At 42.1% G+C, this 17771-nt stretch carries 14 protein-coding genes; 9 read left to right on the top strand and 5 right to left on the bottom strand.

Annotated features, from left to right (window positions below; translation table 11 throughout):
* Positions 1-31: 31 nt before the first annotated feature.
* The 5 genes from IPM71_13795 (at position 32) to IPM71_13775 (ending at position 6892) form a co-directional block, all read left to right on the top strand.
* The gene (locus tag IPM71_13795) at positions 32-991 is read left to right on the top strand and encodes a nitronate monooxygenase (GenBank protein QQS50643.1); all 960 of its coding nucleotides are present in this window, start codon (positions 32-34) and stop codon (positions 989-991) included.
* Positions 988-2508 (top strand): gliding motility-associated C-terminal domain-containing protein, encoded by a 1521-nt coding sequence (locus IPM71_13790; protein QQS50642.1) that lies wholly within the window; start codon positions 988-990, stop codon positions 2506-2508. The genes IPM71_13795 and IPM71_13790 overlap by 4 nt, the downstream gene beginning before the upstream one ends.
* Before the next feature lie 69 nt (positions 2509-2577).
* A complete protein-coding gene (locus tag IPM71_13785; GenBank protein QQS50641.1) occupies positions 2578-4842 on the top strand; it encodes a bifunctional (p)ppGpp synthetase/guanosine-3',5'-bis(diphosphate) 3'-pyrophosphohydrolase in 2265 nt (754 codons plus the stop codon).
* Between the two features lie 132 nt (positions 4843-4974).
* Positions 4975-5424 (top strand): transcriptional repressor, encoded by a 450-nt coding sequence (locus tag IPM71_13780; protein QQS50640.1) that lies wholly within the window; start codon positions 4975-4977, stop codon positions 5422-5424.
* A gap of 202 nt (positions 5425-5626) precedes the next feature.
* Positions 5627-6892: an adenylosuccinate synthase gene (locus IPM71_13775; GenBank protein QQS50639.1), complete on the top strand. Its 1266-nt coding sequence runs from the start codon at positions 5627-5629 to the stop codon at positions 6890-6892.
* A gap of 91 nt (positions 6893-6983) precedes the next feature.
* Here the strand turns inward: IPM71_13775 and IPM71_13770 are convergent, their stop codons facing one another.
* On the bottom strand, positions 6984-8600 hold the full coding sequence (locus IPM71_13770; GenBank protein ID QQS50638.1) for an ATP-binding cassette domain-containing protein: 1617 nt from the start codon (positions 8598-8600) through the stop codon (positions 6984-6986).
* 147 nt (positions 8601-8747) lie between these two features.
* On the bottom strand, positions 8748-9773 hold the full coding sequence (locus IPM71_13765) for a flippase-like domain-containing protein (protein QQS50637.1): 1026 nt from the start codon (positions 9771-9773) through the stop codon (positions 8748-8750).
* Between the two features lie 118 nt (positions 9774-9891).
* Here IPM71_13765 and IPM71_13760 point away from each other — a divergent pair, with 118 nt between their 5' ends.
* Positions 9892-10767: an esterase family protein gene (locus IPM71_13760; protein ID QQS50636.1), complete on the top strand. Its 876-nt coding sequence runs from the start codon at positions 9892-9894 to the stop codon at positions 10765-10767.
* 11 nt (positions 10768-10778) lie between these two features.
* Here the strand turns inward: IPM71_13760 and IPM71_13755 are convergent, their stop codons facing one another.
* A complete protein-coding gene (locus IPM71_13755; GenBank protein ID QQS50635.1) occupies positions 10779-11516 on the bottom strand; it encodes a hypothetical protein in 738 nt (245 codons plus the stop codon).
* A 169-nt stretch (positions 11517-11685) separates the two neighbouring features.
* On the opposite strand from IPM71_13755, the gene IPM71_13750 reads away from it, so the two are divergent.
* The 3 genes from IPM71_13750 to IPM71_13740 all read left to right on the top strand — a co-directional run bounded on the left by IPM71_13750 (position 11686) and on the right by IPM71_13740 (position 14909).
* Positions 11686-12120: a hypothetical protein gene (locus IPM71_13750; protein ID QQS50634.1), complete on the top strand. Its 435-nt coding sequence runs from the start codon at positions 11686-11688 to the stop codon at positions 12118-12120.
* Positions 12121-13293: a DUF2029 domain-containing protein gene (locus IPM71_13745; GenBank protein ID QQS50633.1), complete on the top strand. Its 1173-nt coding sequence runs from the start codon at positions 12121-12123 to the stop codon at positions 13291-13293.
* A 257-nt stretch (positions 13294-13550) separates the two neighbouring features.
* On the top strand, positions 13551-14909 hold the full coding sequence (locus IPM71_13740; protein QQS50632.1) for a bifunctional metallophosphatase/5'-nucleotidase: 1359 nt from the start codon (positions 13551-13553) through the stop codon (positions 14907-14909).
* Between the two features lie 74 nt (positions 14910-14983).
* On the opposite strand, the gene IPM71_13735 is transcribed toward IPM71_13740, so the two are convergent.
* Together IPM71_13735 and IPM71_13730 are read right to left on the bottom strand one after the other, a co-directional pair.
* Positions 14984-16195 carry an L-serine ammonia-lyase gene (locus IPM71_13735; GenBank protein QQS50631.1) on the bottom strand — a complete coding sequence of 404 codons (1212 nt, stop codon included), beginning with the start codon at positions 16193-16195 and terminating at the stop codon, positions 14984-14986.
* A 132-nt stretch (positions 16196-16327) separates the two neighbouring features.
* Complete coding sequence (locus IPM71_13730) at positions 16328-17419, bottom strand: AhpC/TSA family protein (GenBank protein QQS50630.1); 1092 nt, start codon at positions 17417-17419, stop codon at positions 16328-16330.
* Between the last annotated feature and the right edge of the window lie 352 nt (positions 17420-17771).

The following is a 17771-nucleotide window of genomic DNA, read 5'->3' as shown; positions in this document are numbered from 1 at the left end:
ATAAAATCAAAAAAATGCCAATTTTGCATGCATGGAGCTATTTACACAAAATGCCATTTGTAAGCTTTTCGGTATCAAATACCCTATCGTTCAGGGAGGCATGGTTTGGTGCAGCGGTTACAAGCTTGCAGCTGCGGTGAGCAATGCAGGCGGACTTGGATTGATAGGGGCCGGGTCCATGACACCTGCACTTCTGGAAGAACACATTGAAAAAGCGCGCAGTCAAACTCAAATGCCTTTTGGGGTGAACCTGCCTCTGATGCATAGGCAAGCTGCAGCCCATATCGAGGTAATTTTGCGACAAAAAGTTAAAATTGTGTTTACCTCGGCTGGCAACCCAGCCTCATGGACCCAGGTGCTCAAAGCCCAGGGATGCATTGTGGTGCATGTAATAGCCAATACCAAGTTTGCCCAAAAAGCCGCCGACGCCGGTGTAGATGCCATCGTAGCAGAAGGATTTGAGGCCGGAGGACACAATGGCCGTGAAGAAACATCTACTTTCTGCCTGATTCCCCTTATAAAAAAAACGATGAATCTGCCGGTTATTGCGGCAGGCGGTCTATACGATGGCCGATCGATGTTGGCAAGCTTTGCGCTTGGTGCCGAAGGGGTTCAATTGGGTAGCCGCTTTGCAGTATGCAACGAATCGTCGGCACACGAAAACTTTAAAAATTACGTTCTTAATTCTGCCGAAGGAAATACCCGCCTGCTTCTAAAACGGTTGATTCCTGTGCGGTTGATGCTCAACAGCTTTGCCAACCAGGTGATGGAAGCCGAAGCAAATGGTGCTTCAATTCACCAATTAGCCGAACTACTGGGTAGCGGCCGCTGCAAAAAAGGAGTTTTTGAGGGTGATCTGGAACAAGGCGAACTTGAAATTGGACAGGTTGCAGCATTGATTCATAAAAAAGAATCTGCTTTAGAAATTATCGATCATATTGTACACACCTACAGCGAGGCATTACAAAAACTAAAAAACAAATTGCATTGAACCACAAAACTGGTATATTGACTTTGCTATTCTGCCTATTGGCATACTCCATACTTGCACAAAGCTTTCCCGCGCCAAAAGTTCGTTATACAAGTTTTGATGTCAACACCGGGTTAATGACCATTGCCTGGGAACCCTCTGCCTCGCCAGATGCAGTGGAATACCAGGTATGGTATTATTACCCGGATAAGCCACCCGTAAACGGCGGATGGCTCGAAGTAGGAAGTACAGTTCCGGCATCTGGACCCCTATCGCTTACTTTCAATCCTGCCTTGCTCATTCAGGCTAACCCGCAGGTTCAACCGGTAGTAATTGGTGTGCAAGCTTATGATTTAGGCGGCCTTAGTCTGAATATTCTTGACGAATTCACCTTCGATAGTACCCTCTTTTTATCTGCCGAGCACGATAGCTGCCAGGCGAGCATCAACTTAACATGGAACCCATTCCGGTTTAAACAACTTACCCAACCGGGCACCCTGGAATACCACATTTACCTTTCTGAAGATAACGGCAACAGTTACCAATTAGTCGAAAGCATTTCGGCTACTGAAAATAACTACCAAATCGAAAGCATTGCCGCCAATCAGGATTACATTGTTTACGTAGCAGCCATATCGGCCAATTACCCAGGCGAAGTGTCCAATTCCAACCCAATAACTCTGAATACACCCATGTCGGTGCTTCCATCCTATATGCATGCCAACTTTGCCACCTATAAGCAAAGTTGGGTCGAACTCTCCTTCACCATAGACCCCTTGGGAGAATTGAAAACCTATAATTTGCTTCGTTCCGATGCACCAAATGGAACCTACAATGCCATCTATACATTCGAAACAAGCGAGAAAGAACTGAGCTACACCGACAAGGTCGACTTTCTTGCCGGACCTTATTACTACCAACTCGAAGCAGAAAACTTTTGCGATACCGGCATCCGTCAATCTGATAACCTGGCCAGTACTATACTTCTTAAACGCGCAGGGAGTGAACTGGAACCCGTTTTTACCTGGAATGAATATGTGAATTTTACTTCGGGTACAAGCCATTACCAAATTGAACGAAAATTTGGAGATGAACCCTGGAATCAGCTTTACAACAGCCTGAATACGGAATTTACCGATACCGATCTGGCTTCGCAGGTAGAAAACAACCAGCCTTCCAGGGTATGCTACCAACTTACAGCCATTGAAAATTCGGGTTCTAATTCCAGCCTGTCGAACCCTGTATGTTACGATTTACCGGTTAATATTCGTTTCGAATACGATGCTTTTATTCCTGGCTCAGCAGAAAACAGCAGTTTTGGCCCTACCATCGATTTTATACCTGATGAGTATGAATTTAAAATAATCGATCGCAGCGGAAGGTTGGTATTCGAAAGCAAAGATCCTTCTCAAAGCCGATGGGATGGATTAATTGATGGCAAACTTGCCCCACCTGGTACTTACCAATGTATAGTACAATATCGTATTGGCGATGGTTCGCGCCGAACCCTTCGTGGAGCCGTTGCAGTAGTTTATTAAATCATACCGAAATGAAGCGAAATTCATTAATTTTACAGGCACATTTCGGTACAGGAGGTACCAGTAAGTATGTTCGAAAATTTTCAGATAGAAGAAAAAAGTATTACCAGTTCATTCGAAGAACTTCTTAGCATCAGCAGTAACCGATGCTCGCCGGAAGGCATTGAAATGATAAAAAAGGCCTTTAAGCTGGCATACGAAGCCCATAAAGGCATGTACCGCAAGTCGGGCGAACCTTATATTTTGCACCCTTTAGAAGTATCGAAAATAGTAAGCAGAGACATTGGTCTGGGTGCAAAATCCATTACATGTGCCTTGCTGCACGATGTAGTGGAAGATACCGACTATACCCTCGAAGACATCAGTCGGCTTTTTGGTGAAAAAATTGCCTCCATTATCGATGGCCTTACAAAAATATCAGACGTTTTTGATAACAAATCGTCCTTGCAGGCCGAAAATTTTAGAAAAATGCTACTTACCCTTTCAGACGATGTAAGGGTGATACTCATTAAAATTGCCGATAGGCTGCACAATATGCGAACCCTTAGCAGCCTTGCGCCCTACAAGCAAATGAAGATATCGGGCGAAACCATTTACCTTTATGCCCCACTCGCTCACAGATTAGGCTTGTATACCATAAAAACAGAGTTGGAAGACCTCAGTCTTCTACACCGGTACCCCGAAGTGTACAATGAACTCTCGGCCAAGCTCGAAGCAAATAGCCAGGAACGCGAGGCCTTCCTCGAAGAGTTTAAAAAACCAATTGACGAACGGCTTAAAACTTATGGACTGAAGTACGAAATCACCGGAAGGCATAAATCGATTTATTCCATTTGGCAAAAAATGCAAAATAAAAATGTGCCATTTGAAGAAATATTCGACCTGATGGCTATCCGCATTGTGTTTGACCCGGATCCGTATTCGGAACTACCCGAAAAAACCCAATGCTGGAATATCTATTCGCTTATCACCGATATTTTTATGCCCAAACCCGAACGCATACGCGACTGGGTTAGTACACCCAAAGCGAATGGTTACGAAGCCCTGCATGCCACGGTAATGGGACCAAAAGGGAATTGGGTTGAGGTTCAGATACGTTCGCGGCGTATGGATGATATTGCTGAAAGAGGTTTTGCCGCGCACTGGAAATACAAACACAACGAAGACCAGGAATCTGAGCTGGATAAATGGATCAAGCAAATTCGTGAGTTATTGGAGGATCCCAATTCCAATGCCCTCGAGTTTCTCGACGATTTTAAATTGAATCTCTTTGCTTCCGAGATATTTATTTTTACTCCAAAAGGAGAGATAAAAACTCTGCCATCCAATTCAAACGCCCTCGACTTTGCTTACCATATTCACTCGAAAATAGGCCACAAAGCCATTGGCGCTAAAGTGAACCACAAACTCGTACCACTATATTACAACCTAAAAAGTGGCGACCAGGTTGAAATTATCACCTCCGATAAAGTTCAGCCTCGCATGGAATGGCTTAACAGAGTGAATACAGCCAAAGCCAAATCTACCATCAAATCCCAGCTAAAGGGCGAAATAAAAAACAGGCTTGAAATAGGCAAACAAATGCTCGAGGAAAAGCTCCTGAGCATGAAGTTAAAACCAAGCCACCGGATATTCCGGAAATTGCTCCCCAACTACGAAGTAACCTCGAAAGACGAACTCTACAGCCAGATTGCAACAGGCATTATCAACCTCGATGATTTAAAGAAAGTACTGAAGCAGAACACTAAAAATAAGTGGATTAACTATTGGGGATTCTCCTTTATTGGAAAATCAAAACTCAACGAGTTAAAAGACGATGGCTCAGAAACTTCTGACGACCTGCCTGAAACAACCTCTGAAGCTTTTAAAAAGCATGATACCCTGGTGTTGGGTGATTCCAGCACAAATACCGATATCAATTACACCATAGCCCGATGTTGTAAACCTATTCCTGGCGACGATGTAATAGGCTTTATAAATGATTTCAATCAGGTGGTGATACACAAAACCAAATGCATTGAGGCAGTTAAAGCCTCCGCCAGCCAGGTATCGAGGGTAACCAATGTTAAATGGACCTCGCACAAACTGTATTCATTTTTGGTAAAAATTGCCTTGGCTGGTACCGACCGTTTTGGGGTTTACAACGACATAACCACTGTCATTACCAAACAACTCAATGTGAACACCCGCAATATAAACCTCGAAAGCCACGATGGCATCTGGGAAGGTACCATTTCGCTCTACGTTCATGATACAAAAGACCTCAACAACCTCATCATGAACCTCGGTAAAATTAAAGGGGTGAACAGTGTAAAACGTGTCGAAAAGAACTAAATGCTACTCTTCAGCTTCGGCTCAAAAAAACTTCTTCTGAAAACCAAACCTTATTTATTACGAATCTAAATTAGAAGCTCCTATTTCAAAAAAAATAGTATATTTGAGCGCTATTTTTAATTAGTCTAAATTATGATATCCGCAGAAACCAGGGATACCGTAAAAAAAATATTTACCGATTATTTAGAGAAAAAAGGACACCGGAAGACTCCCGAACGGTATGCTATTCTCGATGAGATATACTCGCGCGAAGGTCATTTCGACATTGAAACACTGTATATTTTTATGAAAAATAAAAATTACAGAGTTAGCCGCGCCACCTTGTACAATACCATTGAATTATTACTCGATTGTAACCTGGTTGTCAAACACCAGTTTGGTAAAAACATTGCCCAGTTCGAGAAAGCCTACCGCTGCATACAGCACGACCACCTGATAAACATCGACAATGGCGAAGTAATAGAATTTTGCGACCCCCGCATGCAGGAAATTATCCGCACAGCCTGCGAGTTAAATGGCTTTGAACTCTCACACCATTCGCTCTATATCTACGGAAAAAAAAGGCCAGATACGAAGTTTTAAGCTCCTCTGAAAATAGTTTTCGTCAATTATTAACAGCAGTAAAACATGCTCAGATTTTTACTACCTTGCCTTGCTTTTTGGGCATTTCCAATTGGCCAATTACGTTAAACCCTTCTCGAATATTTTGCTTCAATAATTAAGATGCAAATATCAGAAAACATAAGTGGGGCTTGATTAACACCAAAATTAAAACAATTAATAGATGAAAGTTGATGTATTGCTAGGTCTACAATGGGGCGACGAGGGCAAAGGTAAAATTGTGGATGTGCTCACCCCAAAATACGATGTAATTGCACGTTTTCAGGGTGGACCCAATGCCGGGCATACCCTCGAATTCAATAATATCAAACACGTATTGCATACCATCCCATCGGGTATTTTCCGTCAGGACCAGATTAACATAATAGGTAACGGAGTTGTGATCGACCCAAATATCTTCCGGCAGGAAATCGAAGAACTGAAAGCAATTGGTGTAGACATCAGCAAGCAGTTGTATATCTCGAAAAAAGCTCACCTGATCATGCCCTCGCATCGTATACTCGATGCTGCTTCGGAAGCATCAAAAGGAAAATCCAAAATAGGGTCAACCCTCAAGGGAATAGGCCCTACCTACATGGACAAAACAGGGCGTAACGGCCTGAGAGTTGGCGATGCTGTATCGGTCAATTTTATGGAGAAATACAACGTGCTGCTGAACAAGCACAAAGCGCTGCTGAAACAATACGATTTTGAATACAACGTAGCTGAATACGAAAAAAACTGGTTCGAAGGCATTGAGGTATTAAAACAGTTTAAGATCATCGACAGTGAACAGTTTTTGAATAAATTAATCGCCGAAGGCAAAAGTGTGCTGGCAGAAGGAGCGCAGGGTACCATGCTCGACATCGATTTTGGTTCCTATCCCTTTGTAACCTCCTCAAGTACTATCTGCGCCGGAGCATGCACAGGCTTAGGGGTAGCCCCAAACCGAATTGGCGAAGTATTCGGCATTTTTAAGGCTTACTGCACCCGTGTTGGAAGCGGTCCCTTCCCTACCGAATTGCACGACGAAACCGGCGAGATGTTAAGGTCGAAAGGAAAAGAATTTGGTGCTACCACAGGCAGACCCCGACGCTGTGGTTGGCTGGATATGCCAGCTCTGAAGTATGCCATTATGCTCAATGGTGTAACCAAACTAATAATGATGAAAGCCGATGTGCTTGCCGATTTTGATACGATTAAGGTGGCAACTGCATATAAAATTGGAGGTTCGGCAACACATGAATTCCCTTATGAGCTGGAAGAAGTGAGCGGATGTGAATTTGAAGAACTTCCAGGATGGAAAGAAGATGATATTCGCGATATAACCACAAAAGAAGCCATCCCGGCTACATTAAAAAATTACATCGAATACATCGAAAAACACACAGGTGTGCCAGTATACATTATTTCACTAGGCCCCAACCGCAACCAGACAATTTACCTTTAGCACCTAAAACCTTCAATATACAGCAATCGGGCAGCAACTGATGAAACAGAAGCTGCCCGATTTATTTTAAGCGCAAAGATTTAAAAACAATCTATCCGGCATACAACCTGTTACGGCGTTCGATAAGGTCTTCGTCTGAGATGTAATCGTCATACTCCATTTTCTTATCGATAATGCCATTGGGTGTAAGTTCAATAATTCGGTTACACACAGTATGAATAAACTCATGGTCATGCGAGGCCATCAGCACGTTGCCAGGGTAACGGGTAAGTGAGTTGTTGAAGGCTTGTATCGATTCCAGATCGAGGTGGTTGGTAGGTGTATCAAGCATAATCAGGTTTGCATTCGTAAGCATCATACGGGCAATCATGCAACGTACTTTTTCGCCACCTGAGAGGACGTTTACTTTTTTATACACCTCTTCGCCGGAAAACAACATTTTACCCAGATAACCTCTTAAAAAGAGTTCGCTGGTATCACTCGAAAACTGAGCTAACCAATCGATAAGTGTTTTATCGGAGTTAAAAAACTCGGAATTATCAATTGGCAGGTATGCTGTGGTAATGGTAACACCCCATTCAAAACTACCTGTATCGGGTTTAATCTTTTTGTTGAGAATTTCAAACAAGCTTGTCATAGCCCTGGGATCGCGCGAAAGAAAGACCACCTTTTCGTCTTTTTCAACCGTAAAGCTCAAGTCTTTAAACAATATCTTTCCATCAATGCTGGCACTTAAATCCCTCACTTCAAGAATATTGTTTCCTGGAGCCCTGTCGGGGGTAAAAATGATGCCAGGATATTTACGCGAAGAAGGCTGAATTTCTTCAATATTCAGCTTCTCAATCATTTTTTTACGGCTTGTAGTTTGTTTCGATTTAGCCACATTGGCACTAAAACGTGCAATAAACTCCAGCAATTCTTTACGCTTCTCCTCAGCCTTTTTATTCTGATTGGCCTGTTGACGAAGTGCCAGCTGGCTTGACTGATACCAGAAACTATAGTTGCCTGCAAACTGTTTAACTTTTCCAAAATCAATATCTACTGTATTGGTACACACCGAATCGAGAAAGTGACGGTCGTGCGAAACAACAAGTACCGTATTTTCGCAGTTCGAAAGGTAGTTTTCCAGCCACGAAACTGTATCAAGGTCAAGGTCATTGGTAGGCTCATCGAGCAATAAATTATCGGGATTTCCAAAAAGTGCCTGAGCCAGCAGAACCCTAACTTTTTCTTTTCCGCTAAGGTCTTTCATGAGGGTGTAGTGCAGGTCTTCCTTCACTCCCAATCCGCTTAATAGCATGGCTGCATCACTTTCAGCATTCCAACCGTTCATTTCGCCAAATTTTTCTTCCAAATCAGCAGCTTTCACACCATCTGCTTCAGAAAAATCACTTTTTGCATAAATGGCTTCTTTCTCCTGCATGATCTTCCAAAGTGGCTGATGCCCCATTAAAACTGTATTGATTACTGTGCACTCATCAAACTCGAAGTGATCTTGTTTTAATACCGACAAGCGTTCGCCTGAACCAAGACTAACACTGCCCCTGGTAGGGTCGAGTGCACCGGATAAAATGCGCAGTAAGGTTGATTTTCCAGCCCCATTGGCACCGATAATGCCATAACAGTTGCCGGGAGTAAATTTGAGGTTAACATCCTGAAAAAGAAATTTCTTTCCAAACTGGATACCTAGATTTGAAACCGTAATCATGATAGAAATAAGCTGAGTTAATTTGACCCTGAGAAACGAGGCGCAAATGTAGTGATTTTTTTAAGGCAAAAAACGCCCTGTTTGCATCTTCCGAAAATTTAAGTAAGAATTATTTTCAGATTACTAAAATGAATACAAATCAATAATTTAGCTCGTCTTTTTTCGCATAAGGCTTACGTTACCACTATTGATAAGGAAAACAAACACCAGGGCTACAGCACCTAAAACAATGTATACCAGGTTGGTGGTTGTATGGGCTATAAAAGCAAATATATCGGCCTGGCTTTCAGCCACACCATATCCTTTTGCAAGAGTAAGACTAACCATAAAATGCCAGGGACCAATGCCGCCTTGCACGGGAACCAACATGGCAAGACCACCCATCAGAAAAGTAAGCATACCGGCTCTTATGCTTAATCCTGCAGTAGGTTCGAAAGCCAGAAAAACGACGTACAACATCGCCAGCCACATCAGAAAAATGAATATGGTATGCCCAAGAAATTCCCATTTTTTATCGAGCCTTGAGATTGAATCAACACCTTCGAGGAATTTTATCCACAGTGACTCTTTGTTTTCAGCCTGAGCCTCCTTTTTTCTTTTATGGTAACGACGAAGGTACCAGACTGCCACTGCACCAAATGCCATGATTACAAGAAGAATTAACAGATTGCGAAAAGAAAACAATCCATAAAAACTTTCTTTTAAAGCCGGGTAAGCATCGGCTATTTTATTCAACACGCCCAGGTTTGTGGCAAAAATGAGCACAGCAAGTATACCCAGCATCAATACATCGGCTAAGCGCTCAATAATCATTGTGCCAACGAGTTTGGCAAAAGGTACTTTGTCGGTGCTGGCCACTACCGAACACCGGGCAACCTCGCCTGCACGCGGAATGAATAAATTGACCAGGTAAAGTACATAACATGACAGGAATACATTGACAAAACGAGGGGTATGCCCAATGGAATTAATGAGTAACTGCCAGCGCCGGGCTCGCGACAAAAGCGAAAGCACGCTAAAAACAAGCGACAATGCAATCCACCAGTAATTTACTTCCCTGAAGGCATCGACTATTTCACTTACATCGTATTTACGATAGATAAGCCAAAAAATAAACACCCCAACAGCCAGGAAGAACAGATATTTAACTACAGTTATAATAGTGCTTCGCATGAATTCTTTATAATTCGATTATAAGCTGCAAAACTAATCTTTTATCTCTATTCAAGCGGATATTTAAATCCTGAATTTAAAAGTATTGAGTATTTTTAGAATCCTTAACAAATAGAGTATGCCAAACTATATCCCTTATATCTTCCTTCTCTGCTCGCTGAGCAATGCATTGTTCAGCCAGGGAACAGTGCAAAACCTTTATATGGAAAGCCAAGTGCTGCAGCAGCAGGTAAATTATTCGGTTTATCTGCCTGAAGGGTATTCAAACGAGAATCAATATCCGGTAATTTATTTGTTTCATGGGTTTGGTGGAGCCGAAACCGATTGGGTAAATCAATACCGGCTGAAAGAAACTGCAGACAGTTTGATTGCATGCAAAAAAATTCCAGCCTTTGTTGCAATAATGCCATTCGGCTTTAAAAGCTACTACATCAATAACTACAATAACGAGTTTTGTTACGAAACTTTTTTTACAAAAGAGTTTTTGCCTTTTACTGATTCGGTGTATTCCTTTTCAGATAATTTTTCTGATAGAGCCCTGGGTGGTTTGTCGATGGGCGGTTTTGGTGCAGTGGTGCTTACCATCAAACACCCCGAACTGTTTGGTACCTGCATTAGCCTGAGTGGGGCACTTCGAAGCCCTGAACACTTTATAGCACTCTCACCGGTAAGGTATCATGCCTATTTCAGTCAGGTTTATGGGCCCTCGCTGTTGGGCAACGAACGGATTACTCCACATTGGAAAATGAATAGCCCCTACTATTTAATCGATTCTTTAAAAGCCCCAGGACTGAGAGCCATTGAATGGTACATCGATTGTGGATACCAGGACGATCTTTTACCGGCTAACAATGCATTTATTACTTTATTGCGAGAATATCAGATACCTGCCAGTTACATTGTCAGGCAGGGAGACCATAACTACCATTATTGGACCGAAGAGCTGATTTATGCACTTCAATGCTGGGGAAATAAATTAAAATGGGAACCTTGATATGACCTTCCTTAAATACTGGTTCGCTTTTTAGTGTTTTTTTTTCGAAGCTCCTCAAGCAATTCATTTACATTCTCGAGTGGTACTAATCCAATCACCTGTTCCGGATCTTCCATCATCTCGTCCCATGTCATTTTATCAACCTTTTTATACAGTTCATGATCTGTCTCAGGAGCTGAAATAAAATTCTTCTTCAATGTAATTACTCCCAGGCCAAAGTCTGTTTCAAGCACTCTAACCCGCAAAGTATCGAGGTATTTTGTGCGCAGGTATACCATGGATTTGAACACATCGCCACACAAGCCTTCGATCTGCCTTTTGTTACTTTTAGTGATTTCTTTTACAGCAAAGGCAGCCTCCTTGTTGGGTGGGAAACAATTGTGCACGATAATTACACCATCCGGACTAAGATATTGAAGAGCATTAAGTGCAACTTTCAGGGAAGCTTCGAAGGAGTGTTTACTATGGATAAATACCACATCGAGGGTTTTCAATTTTTTAATACTGGTCTTGTGTGTGATGAAAAAATTCTCGCTTGTTTCTTGAAAATAATGAGCAAACCAGTTATGCGGATTTAATAACAAGCATTTTACTTTAAAACCAATAGGAATGATGAATTTCGGATCGACGGCATACTTTTTTTTGCAACGAATGGTTAAGAAATTTCGTCCGTTACCAGTGCCAAGTTCAAGGTAAGTTTTAGCACTTTTCGTATCTATAAGCTTCTGTATAAACTGGGTTCGGTTCATGCTCTCACGCCTAGTTTATTATAAAAAGAACATTGGATATGCCTTGCAAACTTAAACCAATTCTCTATACAAAACAAACCATTCACAAAGTTCCAATTTTTACTTTAGCTTTCTCACTATACAAATCAACATAGCACGAAATGCGTATATTTGGACAAATTTTTATGTCATGCTAAAGCAGATCATAGGCCTTTATCAACTCATTACCGGACTTTTTGGGTTTATCTTTGTGCTGGCAAGTGCCCTGTTAAACCAAAATCTTGCGATGATGCGTCTGGTGCAGGGTCAGGTTTTTGCAGGGGTAATTTTGTTTGGGCTTTTAGCTTGGACCGGATGGGGAGTTTTGAACTCAACCAACAAGTCGATTGGATATTCCAAGGTATTGCAGTCCTTACAGATATTTTCCTTTTCGATTTCCGGCACCCTGTATAAATTCTCGGCAGGCGCCTTTATAAGTTTTGGCTATGCAAATGGTGGCTTAATTAAACATTTTAGTCTGATGCCCATTGATTTTGCACTGGCCTCTGGAACAGATAATTCTTTCAGTCTGGTAATTTACCTTGTACCTTTGCTTATTTTGATTGCCCTTATCAAGATAAAATAGATGAAACTGAAAAGGCTAAATATAACGACCGAAAATTGGATTAAAATCCTTCTTGCAAGCCTAATCATGCTCACCATTGGTGTGTCGCTTCAATCGTACCTGGCTGGTTATCATCAAACTCCGGAAGGAATGCACAGCCAGATTAACAATTACCTGATTTTTAAAACCTCCTCACAACACTTGTTTCATGGGTTGGATATTTACACGCTTCACCCGGCTGACCATTACGATTATTACAAATACAGTCCTGCATTTGCCTTTTTTATGGCACCTTTTTCCCTCCTCCCCGATTGGTTGGGCGTAATTGCCTGGAACCTGCTTAACCTGTTAGTTTTGGTAGCAGGGTTAAGAAGTCTGCCCTCACTTTCAACCCGCCAAACCATATTTATACTGCTGCTGGGCATTTTTGAACTAGTTGGTTCTCTAATGAATGAGCAGAGCAATGCCCTGATGACCGGGCTGATGCTGCTGGGCATTGCCAATCTCGAAAAAGGGAACCCAGCCCTGGCCATGCTCTTCCTGATGTTTTCGGTATACATAAAAATATTTTCGCTTGTTGTTTTTATGGTGATTCTATTTTATCCGAAGAAGGTACAGAGTTTCTTTTATGGCATTTTATGGTTTTTGGTTTTTGCATTTGTGCCTATGTTAGCTACCGGTTGGAATGGACTGATTGACCAGTACACAAGTTGGTATCAATTGCTGCAAATGGATTTTGACAATTCGGTAGGTTATTCGCTACTGGGTGTGATGCACACATGGTTTGGGTACAATGGTTCTCGTGGGCTGGTTTTTTTACTTGGAGTATTGCTTATGGTTCTGCCTTTAATTAAGTTATCGTCGTATAAGGAAAGAAGCTTCAGGTATGCTGTTTTTTCTGCTTTGCTCATCTGGGTAATTATTTTCAACCACAAAGCCGAATCGCCCACATTTATTATTGCCCTCACAGGAATCGGACTTTACTTTGCTATTCAAAAATCAGGAATGCTGAACAAAATACTCATTGCAAGTGTACTTATTTTTTCTTCGTTGGTCTATTCCGACCTCACACCTGCTGTTTGGAGAAATGAACTCTTTCACCCCTATTTTATCAAAGCTGTGCCTTGTATCCTGGTTTGGGCAAAGATAATTTACGAAGTAATGACCAACCGTCTGCAATCGCTAAAGGCATAACCACAGGCTCCAACGTATCAATAGCACATTTACTTTCCTGATTAAATCGAAGTAAAAATTTTATGATTTTTTAAAGTCATCAATTTGAATATAACTTATTTTCGGTCGCAAATGCTATTCGATACTTTTAAGAAGATTATAAACCGAACCCAATTAACTAACTACTAATCATGAGGCACCCTTCTTTTTTCGTTTCAAGCCTATGCATTGCCTTATTCCCTACAATGCTTCTTCTTTCTTCGTGCACGCAAAAAGAAGTGAAGATAGCCATACTTCATACCAACGATATGCATGGTGAACTTGAGAACTTTAGTCGTTTGGCGTATTTAAAAGATAGTCTTGCTGCCTGTTACGACACTGTTATTTTAGTAAGTGCCGGCGACATGTTTAGCGGAAACCCCTATGTCGATTACCACAGTGCTAAAGGCTATCCGATTGTTGACCTGATGAATAAAACAGGATACGCGCTGGCTACTCTTGGAAACCATGAATTCGATTACGGACAGCAGATTTTAGCCCAAAGAATTATGCAGGCAGAGTTTCCGATTCTAGCGGCCAACATAATCGACAGCAGCCAGATATTCCAATCCTTTCCTGCTTCCTGCACACTTTCATTCAAAGGTATTCCACTTGTATTTGCAGGACTCATTGAGACAGGCAACCAGGGTAAACCCTCCACACATCCAGACAGGGTAAAAGGGCTCGAATTTGTCGATCCGTTTGAAGCTGCGCCATCGCTATACAGCAAGAAAGTAGAAAATGGTGCGCTCATTGCATTAACCCATCTGGGTTACGAAACCGACAGCATGATTGCCATGCAACACCCATCAATAGATGTGTTGATAGGAGGGCATTCGCATACCCTCATCGACAGCCTCAGGCTAATTAACCAGGTGCTCATAGCCCAAGCCGGACACGATTTGCACTATGCCGGCTTAGTGGAGTTAAGTTTCAGTAAGAATCGCCTGGTAAATAAAAATTATAAGATCATTGCACTCGCCAAGATCAAAGGTCAAGATCCTGAAATAGAACTTGAAATTGAGAACTACAGGCATAATATTTACCTCGATGAAGTGCTCGCTACTAACTTACAACCCATCCGGAACCGATTTGAAATGGGCTGTTTATTTACGGATGCCCAACGCCATATCCATCAACTCGATTTTGCATTTCAAAATTACTGGGGGCTTCGAATCAATTCGCTTCCAACAGGCAATATCACCCGTAAGAATATCCTGGAAATGGATCCCTTTGGCAACGAACTGATTGTTCTGAAAATGACTTCAGACGAAATAGAAGACCTTATCAGGTATTCCTATTCGTTTATGAAGCAAATAGACCTTTTTATTTCAGGTGGAAGCTACAGGGTGCTTGTAAACAGAGATAATTCGGTAAGTAAGGTAGAAGTATTCGATTTAAACAACCAACCAGTAAAAGGTAAAAAGTATCGAGTTGGCATCAACAGTTACATTTTGTCATCGTACGTTTTTGAGCATGCCGATACGGGTACCTCTACCAGAACCACCACGGCCGAAAACCTGATGAACTACCTGCTTAAAACCGGCAAGGTAGATTATACTGGATGTAACCGCACAAGCACATTGCCGCTACAATAGTATTGACAATCAAGGAATCGTATGAATGAAGCTTCCCGCAGCAAGCTGACGGGGTATCTGCAAAGTATTTTATTTTATTCGCCCCTTTCGTCTATGCCATGAAACAAGGCCAATCCGCCAGTAGAGGTTTCCTTGTAAAGACTGGGTAAATCTTTCCCTGTTTGGTTCATGGTAGCCACTACTTTATCGAAACCAATGAGGTGCCTTCCATCAGAAAGCATAGCATAATCTTTATGGTTCAATGCCCGGGCAGCAGCAAAGGCATTCCGCTCAATACAGGGTATTTGCACCAACCCAAAAACCGGATCGCAGGTAAGGCCAAGATGGTGCTCTAAACCCATTTCAGCAGCATATTCAATCTGAAAAATACTGCCACCGTGCAATTGGGTCAGTGCGCCCGAAGCCATCGCACAGGCAGTGCCTACTTCGCCCTGGCAACCTACTTCGGCTCCCGAAATGGAGGCATTGGTTTTTACCAGGTTGCCGATAATGCCTGCCGTAGCCATAGCCTTGAGAATTTTACTGTCGAAGGTTTTATAGTTTTTCTGGTGATAATACAAAATAGCAGGCATAACACCACAGGCACCACAGGTTGGAGCTGTCACAATTTTACCTCCCGAGGCATTTTCTTCCGAAACAGCCAAGGCATATGCGTAAAGCATGCTTCGACGTCGAATATAGTCTTTAAAGTTTTGTGCCTTCAGGTATACACTCCCGGCTTTGCGTGGCAGCTTAAGTTTACCTGGCAATGCACCTTCAGAATCCAAGCCCCTGGCAATAGAGTCTTTCATCACCTCCCAGGCGTCGCGCAGGTAATCCCATAAATCGCTATCCTCATATTTCTCTGCATACTCCCATATGCTCTTGCCATTTTCGTAGCACCATTCCAGAATTTTCTCCATCGACCGGAGCGGGTAAATCATCTTCTCTTCGAGCCGTGTATCGTCGTCGATAATGTTACCACCCCCTACACTGTAAGCCACCCACTCCTGCAGCAAGTTTTCCTGCTTATCAAACGCTTTAAAGCGCATGGCATTGGAATGCTTTTTAAGAAACTCATTGGGCTTACCCTCGATAGCTAGCTTCTTACCTGCAAAAATTTCTTCGATTGTTTGAAAGGTCAAATGACCAAGCCCTGTAGCAGCAAGGCTGCCATAAAGACTAACTTCGAAACGCGCTGCCTGGGAGTTTTTTGTCAGAAACTGTTTGGCTGCCAATCGTGGCCCCATAGTATGGCTGCTCGATGGGCCATGCCCGGTTTTATATATCGCTTTAATCGATTCCATCGGATAGGCTTTTAAACGAAGCTAGCATAGACAGGAATGAAAAACACTGATTTTTACAGTGTCATTACCTATTTTTATATTTTTGAGAAAATAGCAACCAACCGAGCCAGTATTTATTGGGAAATGCGAAGCCTATTTTAGCAAATTATCCAAGGTTTCAATGAGTTTCTCCCCTCGCAGGTGCATGGCTATTACTTTTCCTTCACGATCGATCAGGTAATTAAATGGGATGTATTTCACTCCGTACATCATAGCAGCCTGGCTGTCGAATGCTCCTGTGGCATGTACACCAATCCAGGTCATTTGGTCCTGTGCCATTGCTTCTTTCCATTTGGTAGTATCGTTGTCAATAGACACACCATATATTTCAAATCCTTTGTCCTGAAATTGCTCATAGGCTGCCCGTAAAAATGGACTTTCCCTGCGGCAGGGACCACACCACGAAGCCCAGAAATCGATTAACACATATTTACCCGCAAGTGAAGAAAGGTTCACCATGTTACCGCTCGCATCTGGCAAACTTAATTCAACGGACTGGCTTCCTATGCCCAGGTCCTTACTTAGCTCCAGATACTCCTTTACATTTACACCATATTTACTTGTCTGCATATCAGCCGATAGGCTGGCATAAAGAGCCTCACCCTCGGTGTGGTTCAAGCTTCGGACAACCCGCTTGGCAAGGTAAGCAGAATAAATATAATCGGGAAACTGCCGGATATACTTCACTTTTTCCTTGTCTTCGAGTGCGAGAAGTGAATCGAACTGGGCATCGAGCTTTTCGGCCAAGGCAATATCATCCGGATTATAGATGGCTTCGAGACGGGCAAGTTCGTTGTAGATGTATTTTACCTGCGCAAGATAAATATCTTCCTGCCGCTGCATTTCAGAACCAGAAACTATGGCATCGTTGAGCTTCGCAATATCACCCGAAATAGAAATAAGGTTGTTTTCGACCCAAAAAGCTTTATATCTCACATCGCCAGCTGGTCGCTTTACAATTACATAATAGAGCGATGGTTCTGCCACTGTTCCTGTAAATTCAAACTTACTCTTTTCTGAAGTAGTGGAATCGATATAAGTTTTACTGCTATTGTCATATAGATAAACTATTTCACTGGGTTTCAAACCCTGTATTTCGCCTTCGATTTTAAAACCCTCTGTGGTAGATTTGCACGATAACAACAAAGAGAAAAAAAGCAGGCTTAACAAAGAATATGTTTTCATCCGTAAATAATTATTTAATAGGGTCGGATGGAACTCGCATGATGAATTTTCATCCTTGTTTGTGTTTAACGAATCATGCTCGTTTCATAAAAAATGGTGAATTAGATTTTTATCAAATATAGCACATTTCCGAATGAAAGGGATTGGAATATCAAAGTTATGCCTTGATAAAATAACCCTTTCCATAGTAAATAAAATCCATCAGCAGGGTAATTTTTTAATCACAGGTTTTAATTTGTAAGCAGAATGTGTATATTTAAAATGTACTTTCACATAATGTGAGTGAATCAGCAAGCAGAATAAACGGAAGATACGTTTTCAGATAGTACAAAGTTGATTAGTGAAAAGGCAA

The organism is Bacteroidota bacterium (genome assembly GCA_016699695.1).
Taxonomy (GTDB): domain Bacteria; phylum Bacteroidota; class Bacteroidia; order Bacteroidales; family UBA10428; genus UBA10428.
The sequence above is the reverse complement of the archived record's forward strand: the minus strand, read 5'-3'. Positions and strand labels throughout refer to the sequence as shown.